This window comes from Cyclobacteriaceae bacterium (assembly GCA_013141055.1).
Taxonomy (GTDB): Bacteria; Bacteroidota; Bacteroidia; order Cytophagales; family Cyclobacteriaceae; genus ELB16-189.
Genome location: JABFRS010000001.1, coordinates 3,240,223 through 3,263,186, shown reverse-complemented (window position 1 = coordinate 3,263,186; position 22,964 = coordinate 3,240,223). Strand labels below are relative to the sequence as shown.

The window sequence follows — 22,964 nt, the reverse complement described above, 5'->3', positions numbered from 1 at the left end:
GACTTCTAAAATCCAATATTTACACCTGCCGTCACTGTGCGCAGCGCCGGGTATTGCGCTCCTGTCAAAGTACCGGCTGCTAATTCAGGATCCCATCCCTGGAACTTAAACAGCGTCCAGAGATTCTGTCCTTGTGCATACACCCGCACGCTTCTCAATTTTGCTTTATCAATCCACTTTGATGGAAGATTGTATGACAGCATTACATTTCTCAATCGCAGGAATGATCCATCTTCAACATAACGTGAGGTCTGAGCCTGGAATGAATTGGTAGTAAGTCCTCCGGTAGTTTGAATTCTTGGAATATCTGTAATGTCTCCCGGCTGCTTCCATGCTCTCAACAATGATTTTGAAAGATTATCAACATAGTAGGTCGGATTCTCAACGTTTGTTCTGTCATTATTAAATACCTGATTGCCCTGAACCCATGAGAAAAAGATTGAAAGCTCTACACCCTTGTAGTTGAATGTGTTGGTAAAGCCGCCAAAGCGTGGAGCAAAGCGTGTACCCATTGGAACCAGGTCATCTGATGAGAACTGATTGGTCAATGTACCATCCTTCTTATAGTAAAGAGCATCTCCATTTGCCGGATTCACGCCTGCGTATGGTACAACATAGTTCGTTCCAAAGGGAAGTCCGACTTTAGTAATCGTAAGTCCATTGATGATCTCTTCCGTCTCCGCAAGCTTTACAATTTTATTCTGGTTGTAGGTGAAGTTTGCACCCACATTCCAGGAGAATCCACGGAACTTAAGAACGTTGGCATTGATATCAATTTCAATTCCCTGGTTTTGCATTTTACCAACATTCTGCGCGATCGTTTCAAATCCACTGGTTCGCGACAGCTGACTATTTAAAAGAAGATTTTGTGTTGTGTTGATATAATACTCAATAGAACCAGAGATTCTGTTTTTCAACACTGAATATTCAAAACCAGCATTGAAAGACTGCACTGTTTCCCAGCTCAGATCAGGATTGGCAGGCTGGGTCTGACGAATACCAGAACTTCCATCATAAGAAAACTGAGGGCTATAAAGGGAAAGAGAAGGATACGCATCGATCTGACCATTTGCATCCAGAACACTTTGATTTCCTGAGGTTCCGAAATTTGAATAGATCTTCAGAAAATCAATTTTAGTAGTCAGGTTCTTGAAGAAGTCTTCATCACTGATTCTCCAGTTTCCACCAATGGAATAGAAGTTTGCATGCTGATAATTTGCTCCGAATACAGACGATGCATCACTTCTGAATCCTGCTTTCAGATAATACTTCTTATTGTAAGAATATGACAGTTCCGTGAAGAATGATTGCAGTGCAATCTCACGGTTGTTGCCGCTTAATCCCGGAAGATAGGTGGGGCTTACCGTGATGCCGCCATCATTTTTCAGATTGCTGGTGATTCCATATCCGGTAAAGGCATAGTCCTTTCTTTGATTGTAGACGACCTCATGATAAACAGCTGCAAAGATGTCATGAACGTCATTGATGGTCGTTCTGTAATTAACTGAGTTGGTTCCCACAAAGTTGACCACGGATGAACTTCCCCGGGATTGACTTCCACTTTGCCCGGGAGTTTGTGAACCTGTATACGTGCTCTTATCAAAGTATGTGTCATTCTCACGCTGAGTGTAATCTGTTCCCCATGAAGTCTTGACACTTAAACCCTGAACTGCAGGAACAAAGTATTCTCCATAGACATTGACAATAGCTTTAATGTCGAAGAAGTGGCGATGATTTTCAAGAAGCTCCTGAAGGGCGTTAGGTTGTCCTGATTTTATCTTTGTGTAATCCCCGTTATCGTCGTAGGGTTTCTCATACGGATTGCTCCAACGTACTGCATTGAGAGGAGATCCAATGTATGCATTGCCCTCAAGGGTCGATTGATTTTTAGAATATCCCAGAGAGCTATTCATTCCCATCCGGAAATTCTTAGCCTCATGCTGAATGTTGATTTTTGCTGTATAGCGTTGCAATCCTGTATTGCGAACAGTTCCTTCCTGATTCAAATAATTTCCTGAAATGAAGAAGGTTGTCTTGTCATTTCCACCCTGAATGCTCAGATCATGTTGAATTGTCCGTGCGGTGGTGAACAAAACATCCTGCCAGTTGGTATTGATCAATCTGAGACGGGCGATCTGCTCACTGGTCATAGTGCTTAAGCTGCTTCCGCCTGTCAGCAATTCAAAATCAATCTTCTCAGTGGAATTCATAACCTGAAGACGATTTTGTGGAGCAAAGGAAACTCCATACTGAACACCATAGTTTATTTGAGTCTCTCCTGATTTTCCCTTCTTTGTTGTGATGACAACGACACCGTTAGAACCCCGTGATCCGTAGAGCGCGGCTGCAGTCGCATCTTTAAGAACACTGATGCTTTCAAAGTCGTTTGGATTTAATGTATTGAATACTCCCGATGCTATTGGAACTCCATCCAATACATAAAGAGGTCCGTTCACACCGCTGATCGATTTGATACCACGAATAATAACACTCGCGGATGATCCTGGCTGACCGGAACCACCTGATACCAGCATGCCCGGAACTCTTCCCTGCAATACCTGGTCGAATGAAGCAATGGTGGCATTCTGAAGTTTATCGGATTTTACAACGGCAACAGAACCCGGCAATGCTCTCCTGCTCTCTTCACGATATCCCGTCACAACAACTTCTTCCAGTTCTTTAAGATCTGGTTTCATCATGATATCCAGGATCGTGCGCTTGCCTACAAGAATTTCCTGAGTTTGAAGACCAACAAAAGAAAAGATGAGTACTCCATTGGCAGGCACCACAACACTATAATTTCCATTAACATCGGTAACGGTTCCTGTGCTGGTACCTTTCACAACAATGTTTATTCCGGGTACTCCTTCTTTATCCTCTTCAGATATGACTTTACCGGAAACATTGGTTTGAGCATATACACCAACGCTCATAAAGAAAGACAGTAAAAAAAGTAGGGATCTGAACTTCATGCTATCGGTGCGTCGATGCCTTTACATTTAATTAATTTAAATGTAACAAAATATTGGAAAGAAATGCCCGCCTGGAGAATGAATACCCAAATTTGGGTGGCGGGAATTATTTCACGACTCTGAATTCAATCCGGCGATTTATTTGCCTGTTCTCTTCTGAGTCATTAGGCTTAAGAGGCTTGGTTGCCCCAAAACCTTTCTGGAGCAATCGTCTGGCTTCAATGCCATGCGTGCTCAGATAGTCTGAAACCGATTGCGCACGTTTCTGAGAAAGTTGAAGGTTATAGGCAGGTGTACCGGCATTATCGGTATGGCCGCTGATCTCCACTCTGATGGTGGGATTTTCGTTCAGGAACCGGATGATCTTATCCAGTTCGGTAATAGATTTATCCTTCAGCTCATATTTATTAAGGTCAAAAAATAAATTGTTCAGAACTGCGGTCGCTCCCATCTCAACAGGCTCAAGATATACATCCACGGAAACCGGAATCAGATTTCCTTCCGCCTGATAATTGAAATTCAAACTTTGAAACAGATAGCCAGGTCGGCTAACGTATAATCCATAATCTGCTCCTTGTGTAAGCACCATCAGATATTCCCCTGTTACAGAATCAGAACGAACGAATGACACGAGCTCATTCTTATCCATATTCAATAATTCAAGACGCGCGTTTAATGGCTTGTTGGTCTTTTTGTCCCGAACAATTCCTTTAACATAATTGCTTTTGTAACGAAGCTGGAGTTCTTCCGGAACATTGATCTCAAATATTTTTGAAGAGTTTGCTTTTTCATTGTCTTCATGGGAATAGAATCCATGCTGACCATCGGTTGTGATGAAAAGTGAGAACTGATCTTCATGCGTATTTACAGGATAACCAAAATTTACTGGCTCGCTCCATTGACCATTTTCCTTTTCACTGCGATAAAGATCGTGACCACCGAATCCAGGCATACCATTGGAAGCAAAGAAAAGTGTTCGTCCATTTACATGAATGAAGGGAGATATCTCATCATAGGGTGTATTGATTTTGTCTCCGAGATTTTCAGCCTTCGACCAACGATTTTCATCAAGCTTGTAAGAAACGTATATATCTTTTTTGCCAAGACCGGTACGGCGTTCAGAAACAAAGAACAATGTTCTTCCATCAGCAGACAGGGAAGGTTGTGATTCCCATGATGGAGAATTGATCTCAGGTCCAAGATTAACGGGTATGGTCCACTCGTCTCCTACTTTCTTACTCTCAAAAAGATCACAACTACCGTATCCCTTCCTTCCATAACAGGAAGTAAAAATTAACTGACGTCCATTGGCAGAGATCGTGCACGTTCCTTCATTGAAGGGTGAATTGATGGCTGGAGATATGGAGACAGGACTCATCCATTTTCCTTTAGGATCTTTTCTGGAGACCACAAGATCTTCTGTATCCTCATCCTTTGGCCCCAGCCTTCGCGTAAAAATAAGCTCACGCTCATCTGCAGTAAGCACCGGAAAATATTGCATCGGCGCAACATTGACCGTATCACTCAATGCGTGTGGTCTGAATTGTGAAATTTCTTTTATGTTGCGGATAGCATACTGATCATTTGCTTTCCATCGTGTTGCCTGCTCGATCTTCGCCTTATTGAGAATTTCTGCCTCCAGATATCGATCTAAAAAAAGTAATGACTGCTGATAGTTCCCTTCCAGAAGATAATTCTCGCCAAGCTCAAAGAAATAAGACTTCTGCTTTTTTGCATCTGCCGTAAGACTTAATCCTTTATTGAAAAGCTCATTGGATCTGCTGTAGTTCCTGAGGGTTTTGTAAATAAGGGCCTTGCGAAAATAAGCTTCAGAAAAATTCTCATCCTTATCAATCGCCTGATCCAACAATGAAAGTGCCTGCTTAAACTCACCACGCACCCGGAAATTATCTGCTTCTACATAAAGCTCGATCGCCTTTTTATTCCTGGTGTTGAGAACAGGTTGTGATTGAGCGATCAGCGCTGACAATATGAAAATCAGAATAATTGAATTCCTCATCGATCTATAAAGGTACTTGTTAAATGTAATGACCCACAACTCCAACAAAAATTATGCTAATTTATTATATGCCCAACCGTAATTTCCGGAGCCTCGTCCAGGAGCATTGAGTTAATAATCCTGAAGCTTTCAAATGAGGTAATCATATCCACTGAAATCTCCTCCACTTTAATCTTCTTTTCATCAATCAATCTCTGCCTGGTTGTTCCCTGCAACAAACACGAAGAAGGTGTAAACCATTCCGACCCCTTTCGGAACAAAATGTTTGCATAAGAAGTATCTGTAACGAGTTTGTTCTTAATGATGAGCACATCATCTTTATCACCCCGCTGACTGAAAAGCTCATTTAATACAGTTCTGTCTTTAAATTTATGATCGTAAGAAATTGTGTCGTTGTAAATCATTTTCAATGAACCTACTCTTCTTGGTTCATATGGTTCAAACGCCACATCTTTAACTTTCGTATCGTACGTAAGCCTGCACTTATATAATCCATTTAAAGGCACGGATGTTTTTGAGAGAACTTCCTGCAGCGACCATGGCGGAGAGATGTTAAAAAGACCCTTCCATACACGCTGCATACGCTGCTCGTGATAGCTGAGGTGATAGAATTCACCCTTCTGAACCCGGATTGTCTCAATCAATTGGGACATAGATTTTTTCTATTGCTTCCTTGTACTCACTGATAACAGAACTTTGTGCAGTGATTCCACCACCACTTCTGTAATATAAAGAGTCATTGATCTTTTCAACAAATCTGATCATGACACAGCTATCAAGGCTTGTTCCGTCAAAGTAACCACAAACTCCTGTATAGTAACCACGTTTCTCTGCTTCAGCTTCCCGAATGATCTCCAGGGTCCTCGGTTTTGGAGCACCACTAACAGAACCTGCTGGCAAGAGACTGATCAACATATCGCCTATTCTACTCCAGTAATCACCCGTTAGATGACCAGTTACTTCTGAGCTTATCTGCAACAAAGTTTTGTCGTGCGTCTTCAATTCCTCAACATATCTGAATCTTGATACCTCCACACGATCCGCTACCTGGCTCAAATCATTCCTGATCAGGTCCACAATCGTAATGTGTTCTGACAATTCTTTTTTATCGGCAAGAATGACCTGTTCAGCATTCTCCACAGAGGCATCTATCGTCCCCTTCATTGGAAACGAAAATATCTTATTGTCTTTTATCTGAATGAATGATTCAGGAGAAAAGCAGACAAACTGATCATTATAATAGATCTTATACTTCGCGTGAGATGCATGAAACAAGTCAGCAAGATCAGAGTTCGTCTTCAGCTCTGTGCAGATTGTCAGGTTCGTAAGAAATGAATCCCCCCTATTTAAATGAAGCATCACTTTATCGAAGCGCTCCTGATATTCCTCAAGTGACATAGGAACTTTGCCGAAGGTCAGATCCTTTAACTTTTCCTTTGTCTTAGAATTCGTGAATCCCTGAAAGTTGTATTGAATGAGGTCCGGATCAATTCCAGTAAGAGGGAAAGCAACGGGCTTTTCCATTTCAAAATCTATAAAAAACAGAAAAGGGACTCGATCCCGTCCCCATGTATTCAGTGTGTTTGAAAATTCCTGCTGATTCAAACCGACAGAATTAAGGAATGTTCATATACTTATGAACCTGAAGGGATATTCTCCAGCGTGGATGATTCTTTACATAATCAATGATCAGGGGGAGCATTTCTTTTTCCTTTGACCATTCAGGCTGCAAAAACAGAATACAAGAATCCGATACTTTACTTGCCTCTTTTTCAGCCCAATCAAAGTCACTTTTATTAAAGACTATGATCTTCAATTCATTGGCTGAGGAATAAACAGAAGCATGTGGTGCCTTGAATTTTTTAGGAGACAGGCAAACCCAATCCCACTCACCGGTTAATGGATAAGCACCGGAAGTTTCAATATGAGTTCTTATTCCTGCAGATTTGAGTGCGCTGGTTAAACTCTTCAGGTCATGCATCGCTGGTTCACCGCCTGTGATGACTGCCAATGGAGCGCCTGCAGCCCTGACTCTACCGATCATTTCTTCAACAGAAACTTTTGGATGTGCATCTGCTGGCCATGACTCTTTTACATCACACCAGACACAACCCACATCACAACCTCCCAGCCTCAGGAAATAAGCAGCATAGCCCTGGTAAGACCCTTCTCCCTGAATGGTATAAAAGTCTTCCATTAAAGGAAGTGATTGCAATGTCGGAGCTTGTACGTTCAATGTTATAATAACAGACTGATCTATTAAGGATGGCGCAGTTCAGTGGCACGCAAGGTATTCAACAACAATGAAGCGATGGTCATGGGACCTACGCCACCGGGAACAGGTGTGATGAAGGAAGCTTTCGGAGCAACGTTCTTGAAATCAACGTCACCTTTAATACTGAATCCATTGGGCTTTGCCGGATCATCAACTTTGGTTGTGCCAATATCAATTACCACAGCACCTTCTTTTACCATATCAGCCGTGATGAGTCCCGGCTTTCCAACAGCCACTAACAGAATATCTGCATTCAACGTGTATTGCTTCAGATTCTCCGTGTACTTGTTGCAGATGGTAACTGTCGCACGACCTTGCTCCACCAGCATCATGCTCAACGGAGCACCAGCGATCCGGCTGGCTCCCACTACGACACAATTTTTTCCTTCCGTCTGAATATCATATCGACGAAGCAACTCCATTACTCCAAACGGAGTGGCCGGCATAAGCAATGGCACCTTGGAGATAATGCTTCCGAAATTTCTGTTGGTAAATCCATCCACATCCTTATCAGGACGGATCTTATCGGTGATGCGCTCTACAGAAATATGTGATGGCAAAGGAAGCTGAACAATAAATCCATCGACATCCTCATCATTATTTACAGCGGTGATATGCTTTGCAAGTTTCTCTTCTGAGATCGTGTCGGCAAAGCGCATCATGGTATAATGATACCCTGCGTCTTTACACGCTTTCACTTTATTATCAACATATGTCTGACTAGCACCATCATCGCCCACCAGAATGAAAGCAAGGTGAGGGATCTTCTTCCCTGCCTGTTTTCGCTCAATCACTTTTTCAGCAATCTCCTTTTTAATTTCAGAGGCTACCTTGCGACCATCAATGAGAGTATAGGTTTTTGTGTCAGTCATCATCAATTAATTCGTTGACTCGTTAATGATTCTTTATTGATCCAATTTAAGTACTGCCATAAATGCCTCCTGTGGTATCTCTACGTTACCGACCTGTCGCATACGTTTCTTACCCTTCTTCTGCTTTTCCAGCAATTTGCGCTTACGCGAAATATCTCCACCATAACATTTTGCCAATACGTTCTTGCGCATCGCGCTTACCGTTTCACGGGCAATGATCTTCTGACCGATCGTAGCCTGGATGGCAACTTCAAACATGTGACGTGGAATAAGTTCCTTGAGCTTTTCACAAAGTCTTCTTCCCCAATCATAAGCTTTTGCGCGGTGAACGATGGCAGAAAGCGCATCTACCTTATCTCCGTTCAACTGAACATCAAGCTTTACCATGTCTGATTCGCGATAACCAATCAGGTGATAGTCCAATGAGGCATACCCTTTGGAAATTGTTTTAAGCTTATCAAAGAAATCAAATACAATCTCTGCCAACGGCATTTCAAAACTTAACTCAACACGATCAGACGTCAGATACACCTGGTTCTTGATGATACCACGTTTGTCCATACACAAGCCGATGATCGCTCCGATAAATTCAGATTTGGAAATGATCTGTGCTGTGATGTACGGCTCCTCGATCATATTCATGGTTGTTGGATCCGGCATCTCTGATGGTGCATTGATCTCAATCAACTTGCCATTCGTAAGAGTTGCTTTGAACTTTACAGAAGGCACCGTCGTGATCACCGTCATGTTGAACTCGCGCTCAAGACGTTCCTGAATGATCTCCATGTGAAGCATTCCAAGGAATCCGCATCGGAATCCAAATCCCAACGCTGCTGATGTTTCTGGTTCCCACACCAATGATGCATCATTCAGCTGAAGTTTTTCCATGGAAGCACGAAGCTCTTCAAACTCATGAGTATCTACCGGATAGATTCCGGCAAACACCATTGGCTTCACATCCTCAAAACCTTTGATCGCTTCTCCGGGATTCTTCACCAACGTGATCGTATCTCCTACTTTCACTTCCTTGGCAACCTTGATTCCGGAAATAAGATAGCCTACGTTACCGGCGCTGATCTCATTACGTGGATGCTTGTCAAGCTTCAATACACCAATCTCATCAGCACCATACTCTTTATCAGCATTGACAAATTTGATGAGATCGTTTTTGCGGATGGTTCCGTTGACAACTTTATAATAAACTTCAATTCCACGGAAGGAATTAAAGACTGAGTCAAAGATCATTGCCTGCAGAGGTGCATTCGGATCTCCCTTTGGAGGAGGAACACGCCTTACCACCGCTTTTAAAATATCTTCAATACCAACACCTTCTTTTGCGCTGGCTTTGATAACCGTATTACGGTCACAACCGATCAATTCTACAATCTGATCTGTCACTTCTTCCGGCATTGCCGAAGGAAGATCGATCTTATTCAATACCGGGATAATCTCAAGATCGTGATCCAGTGCCAGGTAAAGATTGGAGATCGTTTGAGCCTGGATTCCCTGTGCGGCGTCAACGATCAGAAGAGCGCCTTCACAAGCGGCAATTGAACGGGAAACCTCATAGGAAAAATCAACGTGTCCGGGAGTATCGATCAGGTTAAGGGTGTATTCCTTGCCATCCAGCTTGTATGACATCTGGATCGCGTGGGATTTAATGGTAATTCCTTTTTCGCGCTCCAAATCCATATTATCGAGCACCTGAGCCTGCATTTCACGGCCCGTAACGGTACCCGTAAATTCCAAAAGCCGGTCAGCCAGCGTGCTTTTACCGTGGTCAATATGTGCTATGATGCAAAAATTGCGAATGTTCTCCATGCCCTGTCCCTGAACTGATTTTTAAGGGGGCAAAGGTAGTTATTCCCCGGCAGAAGAAGGGGACAAATAGTGAATTTGAGGATTTGAAAATTTGAAGACGAATGCCTCTTCTATTTCACACCTTTTTCAGGATCCCAGGATTTCTGGAGCTTCCGCACGAAGACGATCTGGCCGGTGTGATAGGCATTATGGGCACTGATATTCGCAATGATGGGTGCCCAGGTTTTCAATTTCGCGTCGTCGGCAGATTGAATGATTTTTTCAAGGTCTGTCAAAACCTTATCAAGCTTGCTAACCGTCTGAGCCCAGGTGTTTTTATCAAAAGCATCAAAGGTCTCTTCATTATTTCCATTGAAGGCAGATTCCTTTTCACCTTTGAATTTTGCAAGCTGCCGTTCATTCCAGAACCATAAATGATAGGCCAGCTGACCGATCGAATGATTGCCGCTTCCATCTTTCCACATCGCCTGTTCAGCCGTGACACCTTCCAGCGCAACATTTACCGGAACGAACCAGTCTTTGTTTGTGTGCGTATTTTTAAGCTGGTCATTAAGAACAGTCTTTAACGTCTGAGCGAATGAAGATTGATCGATGATCAGCATCATTGCAATGGCTGCGAAAAGAATGAATGATTTTTTCATAGGATTAAATTAACGAATTGTAAACGACATCTTAAATACCCCATTTCTCTCCCCCACCTCTGCATTGACTTTCAGGTCGCGGTCAAAGGGATGATCCAGATTATTTCCTGATAAGTCCTCAAGTCTGCTTTCAAAAGTAATACTATAGTTTCCCGGCTTCCACTGGGTTTCAGGAACAAACTGAAATGTTCTTTCTTCATTGGAAATAGTGATCGTACCATTGATCGATGTATTTCTTTCGTCAGTTATTAATACAGCATCATTGAGCAATCCATAATCAAGTGACTCTTTGAAATTGATCGTCAAAGGATCGATGGATGCTACCGCAGGCACAATTGAAGTCCATTGTTTTATCTGTGGAGATTGATCATCCCGCAACGTGGTTATAAATTCCTTTCGATGGGACGATTTCAGCAAGATGCCTTCCTTGCTTTTCCAGTTACCTGAAATCAGTAATGTATAATGTTGATCGGTAATCAGTGGGGCGCCTAACTTTAAATTTGGAATCAGTTCTCTTTTTATTCTACCGGGATCCAGCCAAAGGGTAAGCATCGTTCCATCATTACTCCAGAGTTCTGGTTGAAGGTCAAGAAATGTTCCCTTCATGGTGTCGCGATCATTCTTCAGCACTGTTACAAAGGAGAGTGAGTGCCCCTCTTCCATCGGTTGAGAAAATCTGAGATAGATCTTTAATAGATTTTCAGGAATGGTATCCTGTGTTGGATAAAGAGAAAGCAATTCAGGAGCAGGTGCATCACTGGGAGGAATTGCTACAGTCGCAACCGATTCGTTATGGAAGAGAATATCATACTCAAGGTTGCGTGTCAGGGGAACCAACGGCTCGAATAAAACCTGGTCATTACTGATCGTAAACTCACCCAGTACATTGGTTGGTTGTTCAGATTTTATTAATTGAACCGCCAGATGCTTCGTTGGATCTTCAGAATCCTTCAGATAAGATAAAGGAATAGCAATCGCTACAGCTTTATTATTCTTCCAGACAACAGATACGGTTTTTGATTTGCCGGTTTGGCACGAAGTGAAAGAAGCAAAAAGAATGATCAGGAAAATTTGAATGCAATGGATTCGCACTTTCCTGATCAATAAAACTTATGAATTAAAGATATCGGTCGCCAGCGGTCCAGAGATCAAGGTCTCCGTTTGCTTTTCTTTGTAAAATCAAAAACTGACTATCATCAAGCTTCTCCAACTGAAGAACTCCCACCACGGGAAGAGAAACAAAATCAACACCGGCAGTAGCAAAATTCTCTGTCACTGGTTTGGTGAGTGACTCCTGATAACCTTCAATGCTTTTATACTTCACTTTGAAGACTGGTCGGCTGGAGTTAGCCATGATCAAAAATGATTCTCCGCCCTTCTTCATGGTGATCATATCCAAAGGAGAATTTCCACTTCCCATTTCAGCAACGGTTCTTCCCTTAACATGCATTCCGGCTTTCAGGTCTTCCAGAGGGAAAAGAACCAATGGAGTACAGGTGTAGCTGGCGATAAGGAATTTCTTTCCGTTAATTTCAGATACTGTAAATGTTTTAATAGGTGCAGCGTTTTCATACTTGCCGTGAGCAGCATGATAGATCTCCAGTGAGGACTGATCCTGTTGCTTTGTGAATGGAAAAGGTATTACGCGAAAAGATGAACTGAATTCCTGATTGGAAAGTCCGCTGACCATCACCTTGCCATCATAGAAACCCATGTCTGAAATAGTAGTACCGCGAAGAGGTCTGCCGCGCTGATCTTTTGCATCTTCTGCTGGTGCATTTACCAACGGTACAGAAGTGAAGCTCACGTCTTTCAGGTTTACAGCAGCGATAGCATCTCCATCTATGCGCAACAATGCTGGCGTTCCGTCAGAAAGAAAAACTGAGCAATAGACTTTTTTAGAAACAGGATTTACCACAAGATCTGTGATGGTGATATTCTGAACTTCTGCACCGAGGGCGGCAGCAATTTTCTGATCCATTTTCTTGAAGTCAACCGCTGTGGCTTTATCCACCTTCTGATTGTCCTTCGTGTCAATTGCAAAGACTGCGGCGCTTTTAGAATCTCCGATGAATAAAATTCCATCTGGACCAAATGCCAACGCGCTGATTGATTTAATCTCAGGCGTACCGTTTTCAAAACCATCGCGCAACAGAGCGGATTTGTTTGTGTTGGCGAGAATGAACATTCCTGCCACTACGATTGCAACTATTGAATATATCTTTTTCATGTTATGTGGAATTGACAAGAAAAGTAAATAAAGACGGCTTCATTTCATAAAGTTTATACACGGCTGATTGGGCTGTAAAAACGCGCATTTGGGGTCAAAAAAAGGGTGTCACTACATGGTTCCGGTTGACTTTCAGAGAGTTAGCCTACTTATACCATGACTTAATTAGGTTTTAATTAGGTTCTAATTAGGTTCTAACTAGGTTCCAATTAGGTTCTACTTAGGTTCTGACTAGGTTCCAATTAGATTCATATTATGCCTGACGCAGTTAGCCCACGATTTCAGGCCAAAATCGATACTGATGATGACTAAAGTCAAAAGCAAGAATGCAAATTGGGATACCCTCTGGTTTAAAGGGTTTTAAGAATCAGTAATGCCAACGATGAGGTTATGGGTTACTCGCTCCTCAAGGACAACACGGGGTTTGCCATCGCGGCTTTAATCGCGTGATAGCTGATCGTCGCCATCACAACCAACATGACTAAAACCAAACTGATAACAAATGTCATCAGGTCTATTTCAGTATGGAAAATGAAATTATCGAGCCACTGATTTATGAAAAAATAAGATACCGGAACTGCCAGAGCAAATCCTATCAATAGCAGCCAGATAAAATCAGAATAGATGAGCTTTAATATTCCACCCATGCTCGCTCCTACTACCTTTCTGACACCGATCTCTTTTACTTTTCTCTGAACAACAAATAAGACCAATCCATAAACTCCCAGGCATGAAATAAGAATTGCAATGAGAGTAAAGCTTTGAATGATCTTTCCAAAATTCTGATAGTTTGAATACTGCTGGTCCAGTTGCTGGTCGAGAAAAGTGAATTGAAATGATTTCTCAGAGAATAAAAGATTCCACTCTTTCTTAATGTCATCCATGGTAGAGGCGACATTCTCATTTTCAAACCTGATGCTGACGGTATTCCATTGATTGGGTTCTATTTCCAGGATGACGGGCGAGATGGATTGAGTGATCGTTGTGATATTAAAATCCTTCACAACACCAATTACCTTACCCTTCTTTCCTTCTCTGTCGATAGTCTTTCCTATTGCATTCTCAGCACTTAACCATTTGAACTCTTTTACTGCCGTTTCATTAACAACGAAAGCAGTCTTCTCGTCTGAAGGAAAATCCTTCTCAAATCCTCTGCCCGCTAACATTTTCATTCCATATGTATCTATGAAGTCAACGTCAACAGACATGTTTGCAACAAATAAATTATCCTCTTTTGTAAATCCTTCCGGAATTGCACCACGGTAAACTGCACCCAGGCCAGGCGTCACCGAAGAAATAGAAGTCTTAACGACTCCTGCATGTGATTCAATCCGGTCACGGAATGTCTGGACTCTTGTTTTAAATGTACTGTCCGCTCTCGCAAAAATGGCATTGAGATTCTGACTGTTCAATGGAACATTAATGATGTGTTCCTTTTGAAATCCCAGTGGCAGATCGTTGATGAAATTCATTTGTTTCATCAGCATCAATGATCCCGAAAGGAGCATGCATGCGATCATTAATTGAAAGACCACCAAAGACTTTCTCAGAAACTGATTGCCGGTAATTGAATCCCTGCCTCCTCCTTTAATTGATGATATTGAATTGAAGTTTGAAACAAAGTATGCAGGATATCCTCCTGCCAGCAGTGTGATTAATACAAGCAAAAGAAAAGATGATCCGATCAATTGGACATCCACTGCCTCCACAAAAACGAGTTGCTTGTTGGTGAACTGATTCAGCAATGGCAGTGTCATATAGAATACTCCATACGACAGGACAACGGCAATCAGGCAAAACAAAAAGCTTTCAGAGAGGAACTGGGAAATCAATTGAGCTCTGCCTGAACCCAGTATCTTCCGGATACCAATCTCTTTGATGCGCACAAAAGACTGCGCTGTTGACAAATTGATATAATTAATGGCTGCAATCAGCAATGTCAGGGTACCGATCGCTATAAAAATGAAAATAGTATTCATGGAGTTGGTAGGCCGTGGCTCCAGTTGCAGATTGGATTTCAAATGAATATCCAATACCGGCATGAGCGTAAACTTCTGACCGATGATCCTGTTGGGTGGACTGTACTTTTTAAGAAACTCCGGCATGTTCTTATCCACACCTTCTGAAGTCGCTCCTGGTTTTAAAAGAACATAAGTATAAGAATGACTGATGACAAAATTTGTTGCAAGATTTGTTCTCAATCTTTCAGCCGTTTCATGGGTTTCCATATCATACATGTTATCATATGGAATCAGCATATTGAAGCGAATGTGAGAGCTTTCAGGAAAATTCTTTACAACACCTGCCACCTTGAAAGAATTTCTTCCTCCAAACACAAGTGTCTCACCTAATGGATCTTCCTTACCAAAATATTTAATCGCCATCTCCTCATTGATCAGCACTGTGAAGGGATCTTTCAAAGCACGCTGAGGATTTCCTGAAATGAACTGGAACGTGAACATTTTCATAATAGCAGAATCCGCAAAGTAAATTCCACCCTCCTCAAAGGAGACAGCGTTGTTGCCTTCACCTCTGGATATGCTGGCATTACGATTATACATGCGTGCAGCTGTTTCCACTTCAGGAAAAAATTCCGTCATAACAGGAGCAATTGGCGGAGGTGTTGCCGCCAGCAATAAACCATTGGGAACAGTATAGCTCAGACGATAAAGTCTTTCTGATTTTTCCTGGAACTTATCATAGTTCATTTCACTGCGAACATATGTTATGATCAACAGCGCGAGTGCAAGACCGGAGGTAAGTCCTATAAAGTTGATCAGCGAGTAAGCTTTGTTCTTTAAAATGTTGCGCAGGGCGGTCTTGAAGAAGTTGCTGAGCATGGTGGGGGGAGGTTACCCGTGCATGTACTTGAAAAACGCCTCTTGGGTTTCATGTTTTTGATGAAAAAAGGATTTTAAAGCATGCAGGGTAGAAATGTTCCACAAGGGGAAATGCTATTTCCCGCCGTTGCTTCTCAGATCATCAAGGCAACCAGTGGTAAGCTCCGGGATATTTCCCCCCAGGAGATTCGCCACAGCATCACTTGTATCAACAGAAAAATACATGAGGCAATTCGTGTCGGTACAGTGTTTACCATTTGCATCCTGATGGGCGGACTTCAAAGGAGTTCCCCGGTTGACTAAACCGAGAATATGCCCAAACTCATGAAGGACGACTGTGCTCTCAAGAGTTGCAACGGAAGGTTGCGACACGCCACCTGAGAGATCTTTAATGCTTTTTTCGAAAATCGCCATGGAAGAACTGCCGTAGGCGATGCCTAATATTTTTGAATTTCCTGTACTTCCGGAATACTCTCCGTCGGCAAAGAAGAAATACGCTGTGAGTGTTTTACCGGAAGTCTTCTGGGTCCGGTGCAGGTTTTCATTGCTTTGAATATCAGCATCTAAATAAACTGATTTTCCGGGAGAAGCAATTTCACTTTGAACGACAGTAATCCCAGATGATTTATTCAATCGCGCCTGTAAAAAAGCTGTAAGGTTATTGACTGTTGCTGCTGATGGTTGAAATCCGTTTACATATTGAATCTCCACGATGAGCTTATCATAATTACTATTTGAAAGAAAATCCGCAGGCACTACATTATTCGGATTGGAGGAGTTGATGGAGTCATTGTCCTTACAGCCAAGGACTAAGATAAAGACCCACAAAATCAATACTGAAATTTTTTTCATATCTGAATAATAAAGACCAGGCTTTTCAACCTGGTCCTCATCATTATTAAAATTTAGTTCAACTGATTAATACGGAACAGATCCTGTGTTCGGGCCCATGAAGCCACCCCAGTACGTAGAGGATGATCTCATTGCATGAGAGTTTGTTTCCGGCCAGTGATCTTTGTCAAAACCGGGGGCATTTTCCAATACATCGCGGGTCTGATCCAGAATAAATGCGTGACGATCTGTATCAAGTTGCAGGGCCTTAAATGGAACAGCAAAGAACTTCTCGCCAATTCCTAAAAAACCACCGAACTCGATAACAACATATTCTATTGTTCCATCTTCGAGATTTAACATGATGTCTTTTACATCACCAATGCTTTGATCATGCTTATCATATACTTTATCTCCGATGATTGTTGTTGCCGTCAAAAATCTAACAGGAGTATTAGGACGTTTTCCGGTATGGTTTTCACCTGTCTGGTTTTCTACCTCCAGGTCTTTATCAAGGACTTTCATAATGTTATTTATTTGGTTTCACCTAAAAGCATCAATAGGTGTGCCAACAGGGTCATTAAAATGCCGCCAAAATTCAGGTCTATTTTACAGTGCAAGAGACTGTCAAATCTCACTGGGGAAATTAATTCACAATTTAAAAAGAGGTGATTTACCTAGTACCGAATAGAATCGTTGCTGAAAATTCAGAATCATTATAGGATAATTTCAATTCTGCTTCATGGAGGATAATGATCTGATTACAGAGCCAAAGCCCCATCCCCAAACCTGAGCTTAATTCTTCGGATTTATTAAACTCCGACGTCAATGATTGAATATTAGTTACCGGATTGATTGTCTTATTGACAATACTGACAGCATCTCTCATAATATTAATTCTTATGACTGATTGGTGTGGTGAGTATTTTATGGCATTCTCGATGAGATTAATAAACACGGTTTGTATTTTATCAAAGTCGAGGCTTTGCGAAGTATGAGTTTGTTCATCCATCAGGTTAATCTGTATCTGTGTGCCCCGCTCAATGCTTAGATACCTAACCTTTTTTACTGCTTCATAAATTACTTCTTCGAGCCTCTGCTCCGTTTTTCTGATGGATAGAGATTCACCTTTCAGTTGACTCATCAAAAGAAAATCATGAATGATCCTGTCAAGTCTCTGCACTTCCATGAGCTGACTTTCAAGGATCTTTTTAATCTGTCCATCATTTGTATTTCCCAGCGAAACGGTCAGCTCTGTTTGCATCACCGCTAATGGTGTTTTCAATTCATGCGTGGCGGAAGCAAAAAAGTTAATCTGATTTTTAATAGACAGTTCGATTCGCGAAAGCATATCGTTTAGCGTTTCTGCCAATTGACGACTTTCATCCCGGGCATCAGGAACCGGAACACGTTCAATGCTATTGGATGCGTTGATTCTGCCCGCCACACCGATAATCTTTTGAAATGGTCTCAGCATAAATCCCGCTGCAATAAATACCAGAAAGCCTGCCACCATGATGGCTAAAATGCTGGCTGTAATCAGGTACAGTTTAACATTTCTGACTTCATCCAGAAGTCTTGTATTGGAGCGGGCAAGGGAAAGAATGATTGTACCCGATTCACTTACCTTTTGTGACAGGTTGACAATCTTGAGTGTATCGATCTCATAGCTATCCAACAGGAAAAGTTCTTCTGATAAAACAGGAAAATCAGGAGAGGTGAAGATTTCCTCGTAAGAGAAATTGTAATAATGCTGAAGCCTGATGGAATACTTTGAAGGCGGAAGAGGAATGACTAAAGGATCAAGAGAAACCTGTCCCATGATCTTATCTGCCTCCATCCTAAGCTCGCGTGTATCTGCTTGTTCAAGAGTCTTCGTCACTTTGGAATAAATGACATACAACACAGGAAGGATGATTACCAGAAACACAGCAAAGAACAGCAGGGATGCCTTTGCCCTGATGCTCTTTACGAACGAATACGAAGGTGTCAATTATTGCTTGAGTAATTCTCCCTCAATATAGTATCCCATTCCCACTTTTGTATGGATGATCCCTTCACGAAGCTTGCGTCTCAACTGGGAAAGGTGCACTTCAATGACATTACTACCCATATCAAAATTCACCTCCCATACTTTTTCAGAAATTTCAGCTTTTGAAAGAACCCGGTTGGAATGCATCATCAGCAATTCAAGCAATGAAAATTCTCTTTTGGTAAGCATCACTTCAATTCCTTCCAGAAATGCTTTTCGTGATAGCAAGTCGAGCTCAAGTCCCCTGATTTTATATTTGGTGAAAGATCTGGGATCACCCTTGCGGGTAACGGCTCTGATCCTCGCGAGGAACTCTCCAAAATCAAAAGGCTTCTTGATATAGTCGACAGCTCCTGCATCCAGTCCCTGAATGACCTGATCACTATTGCTGAGTGCGCTTACAATAATGACAGGGGTATTGATCTTAAACTGCCTCATGTTCTGCAATACTTCAAATCCGTTTTGTCCGGGAAGCATAACATCAAGGACAATCAGGTCGTAGGCACCGGAAGATGCAAGCTCCAGGCCTTCACTGCCATTCGATGCGGTGTCAACAGCATATGCATTTTGCTCCAGTCCTTCTTTTAAAAAACTTGTGAGACGTGGTTCGTCTTCGATGAGGAGGATCTTCATTTGCTCTACAAATTACTGTAATAAAAATTCTTTTCCGTCGACTTTGACTTTGCGGGGCGTGATGATCCTGTAATCTTCCGAATAAATCTCTCCCTCCTTTTTTATTCTCTCATCGCCGCTTACTTCCATTTCAATTCCCTTTTTCAGGTACTTGCCAAGCTGTTCACTGGTGGTATAAGTGATCTCCACATAAACATCATTGCCTAAAATGACATTCATAATTCCACCCCGATCGGATCGGTTGACCTTTGATATTTTGCCCGATACTACAGCTGGTTTATGGTCATGCGCAACATCTGCACCCCCATAGAAACCGGCTTCCTCAATTTTCAAGGTATCTGCTTCGGAAATGATAGCATGGAGCTCAGGAGGATTCATTATTTTATCTTCTTTAAAACTGGAGTATTGAAGAGCTCGGCAAAAAGTCATTCTCTTACCAGTAGCATACTTGTTTATCCTCTGAGCATAATTGCTGGGAAACGAAACGCGAACGTCACCCTCATTTGTTTCTATCACCAGGCCAAGACAAACTGAATTCTGCTTATATAAAAATGATTTTATAAATCCTTCCTCGTTCTTAAGTCTCCAGAAATGATAGACCTCTTTTACGTCTTTGTTTGGATACTCGACTCCCGGCTTATTGTCGGTAAACTTATAACCCATGAAAGTAATGCGATCATTTATTTTGATATCATTAATTGAATATTTAGCGCCGGCCATAGGATAACTTCCCACCAGGCCACCTTCACAAATGACAGCCCGCGTATAACCATTGACCTTATACAAGTCTTCAACACGTTTGCCAAAGAATATTCTATTACGCTGGGTCCTCATATCGAATACCTGTTGCTTGTCTTCCGGCAAAGGAACCCAGGCATCACCTATTTTAATCTCAGTTATATAATCTCGGTAGAAGAAATACTCCTCCACTTTCGAAGGATTTGTGCTGGTAGCCAGAAGTTTTGAAAATGCCTCTGCCGCTTTTATGTTCACATTTACTCTTACTGTAGCAACGTCCCCTGGTTTAAAATTATCAATCATCAATTTTCCATATTGGGGATAGAATAAAAATATTGCCTTTACTCCGGACACTTCCATTTTAAGTCGCTCAAAAGCAAATCCCCATCCAATATCAATGGATTTAACGGTACCTGTAAACTCCTTTACCTCATACTTGACCTGAGCATTGAGGATCACCGGAATAAAGAATAATAAATACAGGAGCTTCTTCATGTGTTTGAATTTTGATACCAATGTATCATCACGAAATAAGGTTGACCTGAAGGAGGGATTAATTTTTCTTAAGGTGGGAGCTTGCAAAATACAAAGGACGCCGGGAATCTAATCCTGGCGTCCTTTTATTGACATTATTGAAATGATCAGTATTTATTCATTCTTATAAATAACTCCATCCCTCATGACGAATGTTACTTTTTCCATCGTCTTGATATTATTAACAGGATTTTCATCCACCGCTACGATGTCTGCAATCTTACCTGCTTCGATGGATCCGATCTTATCTCCTAGTCCTAGAATGTTTGCATTATTCTGCATGGCAGAGAGTAATGCTTCGATCGCTGGCATTCCGCCTTCTACCATGTATCCGAACTCACGTGCATTTTCGCCATGAGGAAATACTCCTGCATCTGTTCCGAAAGCGATCTTAACACCTTTCTTATATGACTTTCCAAAGTTCTCCTGGATCTTGGATCCAATTGCCAGTGCTTTTGGCACCACCAGTGGATGATAGTAGCCAGGGATCTTTGCGTAATCTGCCGCTGATCTTCCTGCGATGATCGTTGGTACATGATAGGTACCATGCTTGATCATCAGGTCCATCACTTCATCGCTCATTAATGTTCCATGCTCAATGGTAGTGATCCCTGCAATCACTGCGCGTTTCATACCCTCTGCCCCATGAGCATGTGCTGCTGTATGGAATCCATAATCTTTTGCAGCGGCAACAATAGCATTCACTTCTTCCTGTGTAAACTGGGGACCTGAACCATCTTTTGCAACACTGAGAACACCGCCTGTTGCTGTAATTTTAATAAAGTCAGCTCCATCCTTGTAGCGTTGACGGATCGCCTTGTATGCATCATCAGCACTATTGATAACACCTTCCTTTGGTCCCGGATCTCCCATCAGATCTTTACGGTTTCCATTGGTCGGATCACCATGCCCGCCTGTTGTGGCAACACCTTTACCCGCAGTAAGGACACGGGGACCTACCACGATCCCCTGATTGATTGCATTCCTTAAAGAAATATTTACTCCTGATCCACCGCAATCACGCACAGTTGTAAATCCCGCCATCAAAGTTTTCTTTGCATAGATGGTTGATTTGAAGGCAATGTCAGCTTCATTCATTGTGAAGCGCTGAACAAGAGCATCCTTGCTTGTTTCACTTTCAAGATGCACGTGCATATCAATCAATCCTGGCATGACCGTCTTTTTACTCAGATCAACAAGAACATCTTTGCCTTCTGGTTTGGTAAAGCCTTTGGCAACTGATACAATCTTGTTGCCTTCGATGACAAGCGTTACCTGGGATTGAAGTGCTTTGTTTTTTCCGTCGATGAGACTGCCACAATGAATAAGGGTTCTCTGCGCGTTTGCTGCAAGAACAGCTACGCACAAAATAATCAGGGAGAGGAATTTTTTCATGGGTATGGGATTTTACCCGATGATACTATAAAAGGCTCAAACGATCAACTGTGAAGAAGATAAGTGGCAGTTAGTTTTTTCAGAGCTTCCAGTTCATCTTTTTCCATCGCAGTTGATTTCACTTTCAGCATCAGTTCAAATAAGACATCCTGACGATAACCGAGCGCAGAGGCTACCTGAGCACAGTATTTGATCTCATTGCGGTATACCTTTTCATCAATTTTGGTCAGTTGAATGAGTGAGAAAATATATTCGAATTTTTCTTCGCTGTTGAGATCTGACGGCACGATCACCTCCGAATCACTCCCACTGAAGAGCGGAAGAATTTCTGCCACCAGCAGATGGTTTGCCTGGCCAATGTTTATGATATACTGTCTTTCTTTTTCAGCAACATCTCCATCCATGCGGGCGAGATTGATCAGAAGCTTTAATTGTTGAATTGATGGCATCTTTATAAAGTTATCCGGGTCAAATGTGTTAAAAATCCTTTCCTGAAAAAATTAAAGTTCTTGATTTAACTTACATCGATGAATTTCCTTGCCCATCTCTACCTGTCCGGAAACAATCCCGAAGTGATGGTCGGTAATTTCATTGGTGATTTTGTTAAGGGCCGTGAGCTGGCACCAATTTATGGAATCGGCATTGCAAACGGTATAGTATTACACCGGGCCATTGATGACTTTACAGATCATCATCCTATTGTAAAGCAAAGTAAGAAGCGCCTGTTCCCAATCTACCGGCATTACTCGCCTGTAATAATTGATATCTTCTACGATCATTTTCTTGCTGCCAACTGGACACAGTACTCTACTGAAACACTCGGCCATTATGCAGAGCGTGCATATGCGATCGTTCAAAATCATCATGCCGTCGTACCTGAGCAGGTGAATCGCGTATTATTTTATATGATGCGTGACAACTGGCTGGTTAACTATGGAACCGTAAATGGCATTCACAGGGCGCTTTCGGGTATGTCACGCAGAGCGACCTTCGAATCAAAAATGCAGGAGGCAACAAAGGATCTTGAAAAGTTCTATGATGAATTTCAGTCAGAGTTTCATTTATTCTTTCCAGAATTGAAAAATTTTTGTGACGAATGGCTGAAAGTGAATAATTAATAGACACCTCTT

General features: G+C 42.0%; 19 protein-coding genes. 1 reads left to right on the top strand and 18 read right to left on the bottom strand.

All coding sequences use genetic code 11. The features are described 5' to 3' along the window. Positions 1 to 5 precede the first annotated feature (5 nt). The 18 genes from HOP08_14470 to HOP08_14385 all read right to left on the bottom strand — a co-directional run bounded on the left by HOP08_14470 (position 6) and on the right by HOP08_14385 (position 22,283). Positions 6 to 2,933: a TonB-dependent receptor gene (locus HOP08_14470; GenBank protein ID NOT76128.1), complete on the bottom strand. Its 2,928-nt coding sequence runs from the start codon at positions 2,931 to 2,933 to the stop codon at positions 6 to 8. Between the two features lie 145 nt (positions 2,934 to 3,078). Then, positions 3,079 to 4,992 (bottom strand): OmpA family protein, encoded by a 1,914-nt coding sequence (locus HOP08_14465; GenBank protein ID NOT76127.1) that lies wholly within the window; start codon positions 4,990 to 4,992, stop codon positions 3,079 to 3,081. Between the two features lie 56 nt (positions 4,993 to 5,048). Beyond that, entirely contained in the window at positions 5,049 to 5,645 is a 597-nt protein-coding gene (locus tag HOP08_14460) for a hypothetical protein (GenBank protein ID NOT76126.1), read from the bottom strand. Further along, on the bottom strand, positions 5,629 to 6,597 hold the full coding sequence (locus tag HOP08_14455) for an aminodeoxychorismate synthase component I (protein NOT76125.1): 969 nt from the start codon (positions 6,595 to 6,597) through the stop codon (positions 5,629 to 5,631). Before HOP08_14455 ends, HOP08_14460 begins: the two co-directional genes overlap by 17 nt. Positions 6,598 to 6,607: 10 nt before the next feature. Next, positions 6,608 to 7,189, bottom strand: a complete 582-nt coding sequence (locus HOP08_14450) for a radical SAM protein (GenBank protein ID NOT76124.1) — start codon at positions 7,187 to 7,189, stop codon at positions 6,608 to 6,610. A gap of 62 nt (positions 7,190 to 7,251) precedes the next feature. Further along, entirely contained in the window at positions 7,252 to 8,139 is an 888-nt protein-coding gene (locus tag HOP08_14445; protein NOT76123.1) for a bifunctional 5,10-methylenetetrahydrofolate dehydrogenase/5,10-methenyltetrahydrofolate cyclohydrolase, read from the bottom strand. Between the two features lie 33 nt (positions 8,140 to 8,172). Further along, complete coding sequence (gene lepA / locus HOP08_14440) at positions 8,173 to 9,960, bottom strand: elongation factor 4 (protein NOT76122.1); 1,788 nt, start codon at positions 9,958 to 9,960, stop codon at positions 8,173 to 8,175. A gap of 110 nt (positions 9,961 to 10,070) precedes the next feature. Continuing rightward, entirely contained in the window at positions 10,071 to 10,601 is a 531-nt protein-coding gene (locus tag HOP08_14435; GenBank protein ID NOT76121.1) for a DinB family protein, read from the bottom strand. A gap of 9 nt (positions 10,602 to 10,610) precedes the next feature. After that, positions 10,611 to 11,693 carry an Ig-like domain-containing protein gene (locus HOP08_14430; GenBank protein ID NOT76120.1) on the bottom strand — a complete coding sequence of 361 codons (1,083 nt, stop codon included), beginning with the start codon at positions 11,691 to 11,693 and terminating at the stop codon, positions 10,611 to 10,613. A gap of 25 nt (positions 11,694 to 11,718) precedes the next feature. Beyond that, positions 11,719 to 12,831 carry a hypothetical protein gene (locus HOP08_14425; protein NOT76119.1) on the bottom strand — a complete coding sequence of 371 codons (1,113 nt, stop codon included), beginning with the start codon at positions 12,829 to 12,831 and terminating at the stop codon, positions 11,719 to 11,721. Positions 12,832 to 13,226: 395 nt separating this feature from the next. Beyond that, positions 13,227 to 15,671, bottom strand: coding sequence for an FtsX-like permease family protein (locus tag HOP08_14420; protein ID NOT76118.1), 2,445 nt, complete (start codon positions 15,669 to 15,671; stop codon positions 13,227 to 13,229). A gap of 114 nt (positions 15,672 to 15,785) precedes the next feature. Beyond that, positions 15,786 to 16,523 (bottom strand): peptidase, encoded by a 738-nt coding sequence (locus HOP08_14415; protein NOT76117.1) that lies wholly within the window; start codon positions 16,521 to 16,523, stop codon positions 15,786 to 15,788. Between the two features lie 66 nt (positions 16,524 to 16,589). After that, positions 16,590 to 17,027 carry a PRC-barrel domain-containing protein gene (locus tag HOP08_14410; protein ID NOT76116.1) on the bottom strand — a complete coding sequence of 146 codons (438 nt, stop codon included), beginning with the start codon at positions 17,025 to 17,027 and terminating at the stop codon, positions 16,590 to 16,592. A 148-nt stretch (positions 17,028 to 17,175) separates the two neighbouring features. Next, positions 17,176 to 18,495 (bottom strand): HAMP domain-containing histidine kinase, encoded by a 1,320-nt coding sequence (locus HOP08_14405; protein NOT76115.1) that lies wholly within the window; start codon positions 18,493 to 18,495, stop codon positions 17,176 to 17,178. Continuing rightward, positions 18,496 to 19,167: a response regulator transcription factor gene (locus HOP08_14400; GenBank protein NOT76114.1), complete on the bottom strand. Its 672-nt coding sequence runs from the start codon at positions 19,165 to 19,167 to the stop codon at positions 18,496 to 18,498. Positions 19,168 to 19,179: 12 nt separating this feature from the next. Continuing rightward, entirely contained in the window at positions 19,180 to 20,400 is a 1,221-nt protein-coding gene (locus tag HOP08_14395) for a hypothetical protein (protein NOT76113.1), read from the bottom strand. Between the two features lie 153 nt (positions 20,401 to 20,553). Next, positions 20,554 to 21,834, bottom strand: a complete 1,281-nt coding sequence (locus HOP08_14390) for an amidohydrolase family protein (protein NOT76112.1) — start codon at positions 21,832 to 21,834, stop codon at positions 20,554 to 20,556. A 44-nt stretch (positions 21,835 to 21,878) separates the two neighbouring features. Continuing rightward, a complete protein-coding gene (locus HOP08_14385) occupies positions 21,879 to 22,283 on the bottom strand; it encodes a TerB family tellurite resistance protein (protein NOT76111.1) in 405 nt (134 codons plus the stop codon). 78 nt (positions 22,284 to 22,361) lie between these two features. On the opposite strand from HOP08_14385, the gene HOP08_14380 reads away from it, so the two are divergent. Continuing rightward, entirely contained in the window at positions 22,362 to 22,952 is a 591-nt protein-coding gene (locus tag HOP08_14380) for a DUF479 domain-containing protein (GenBank protein ID NOT76110.1), read from the top strand. Positions 22,953 to 22,964: the final 12 nt, after the last annotated feature.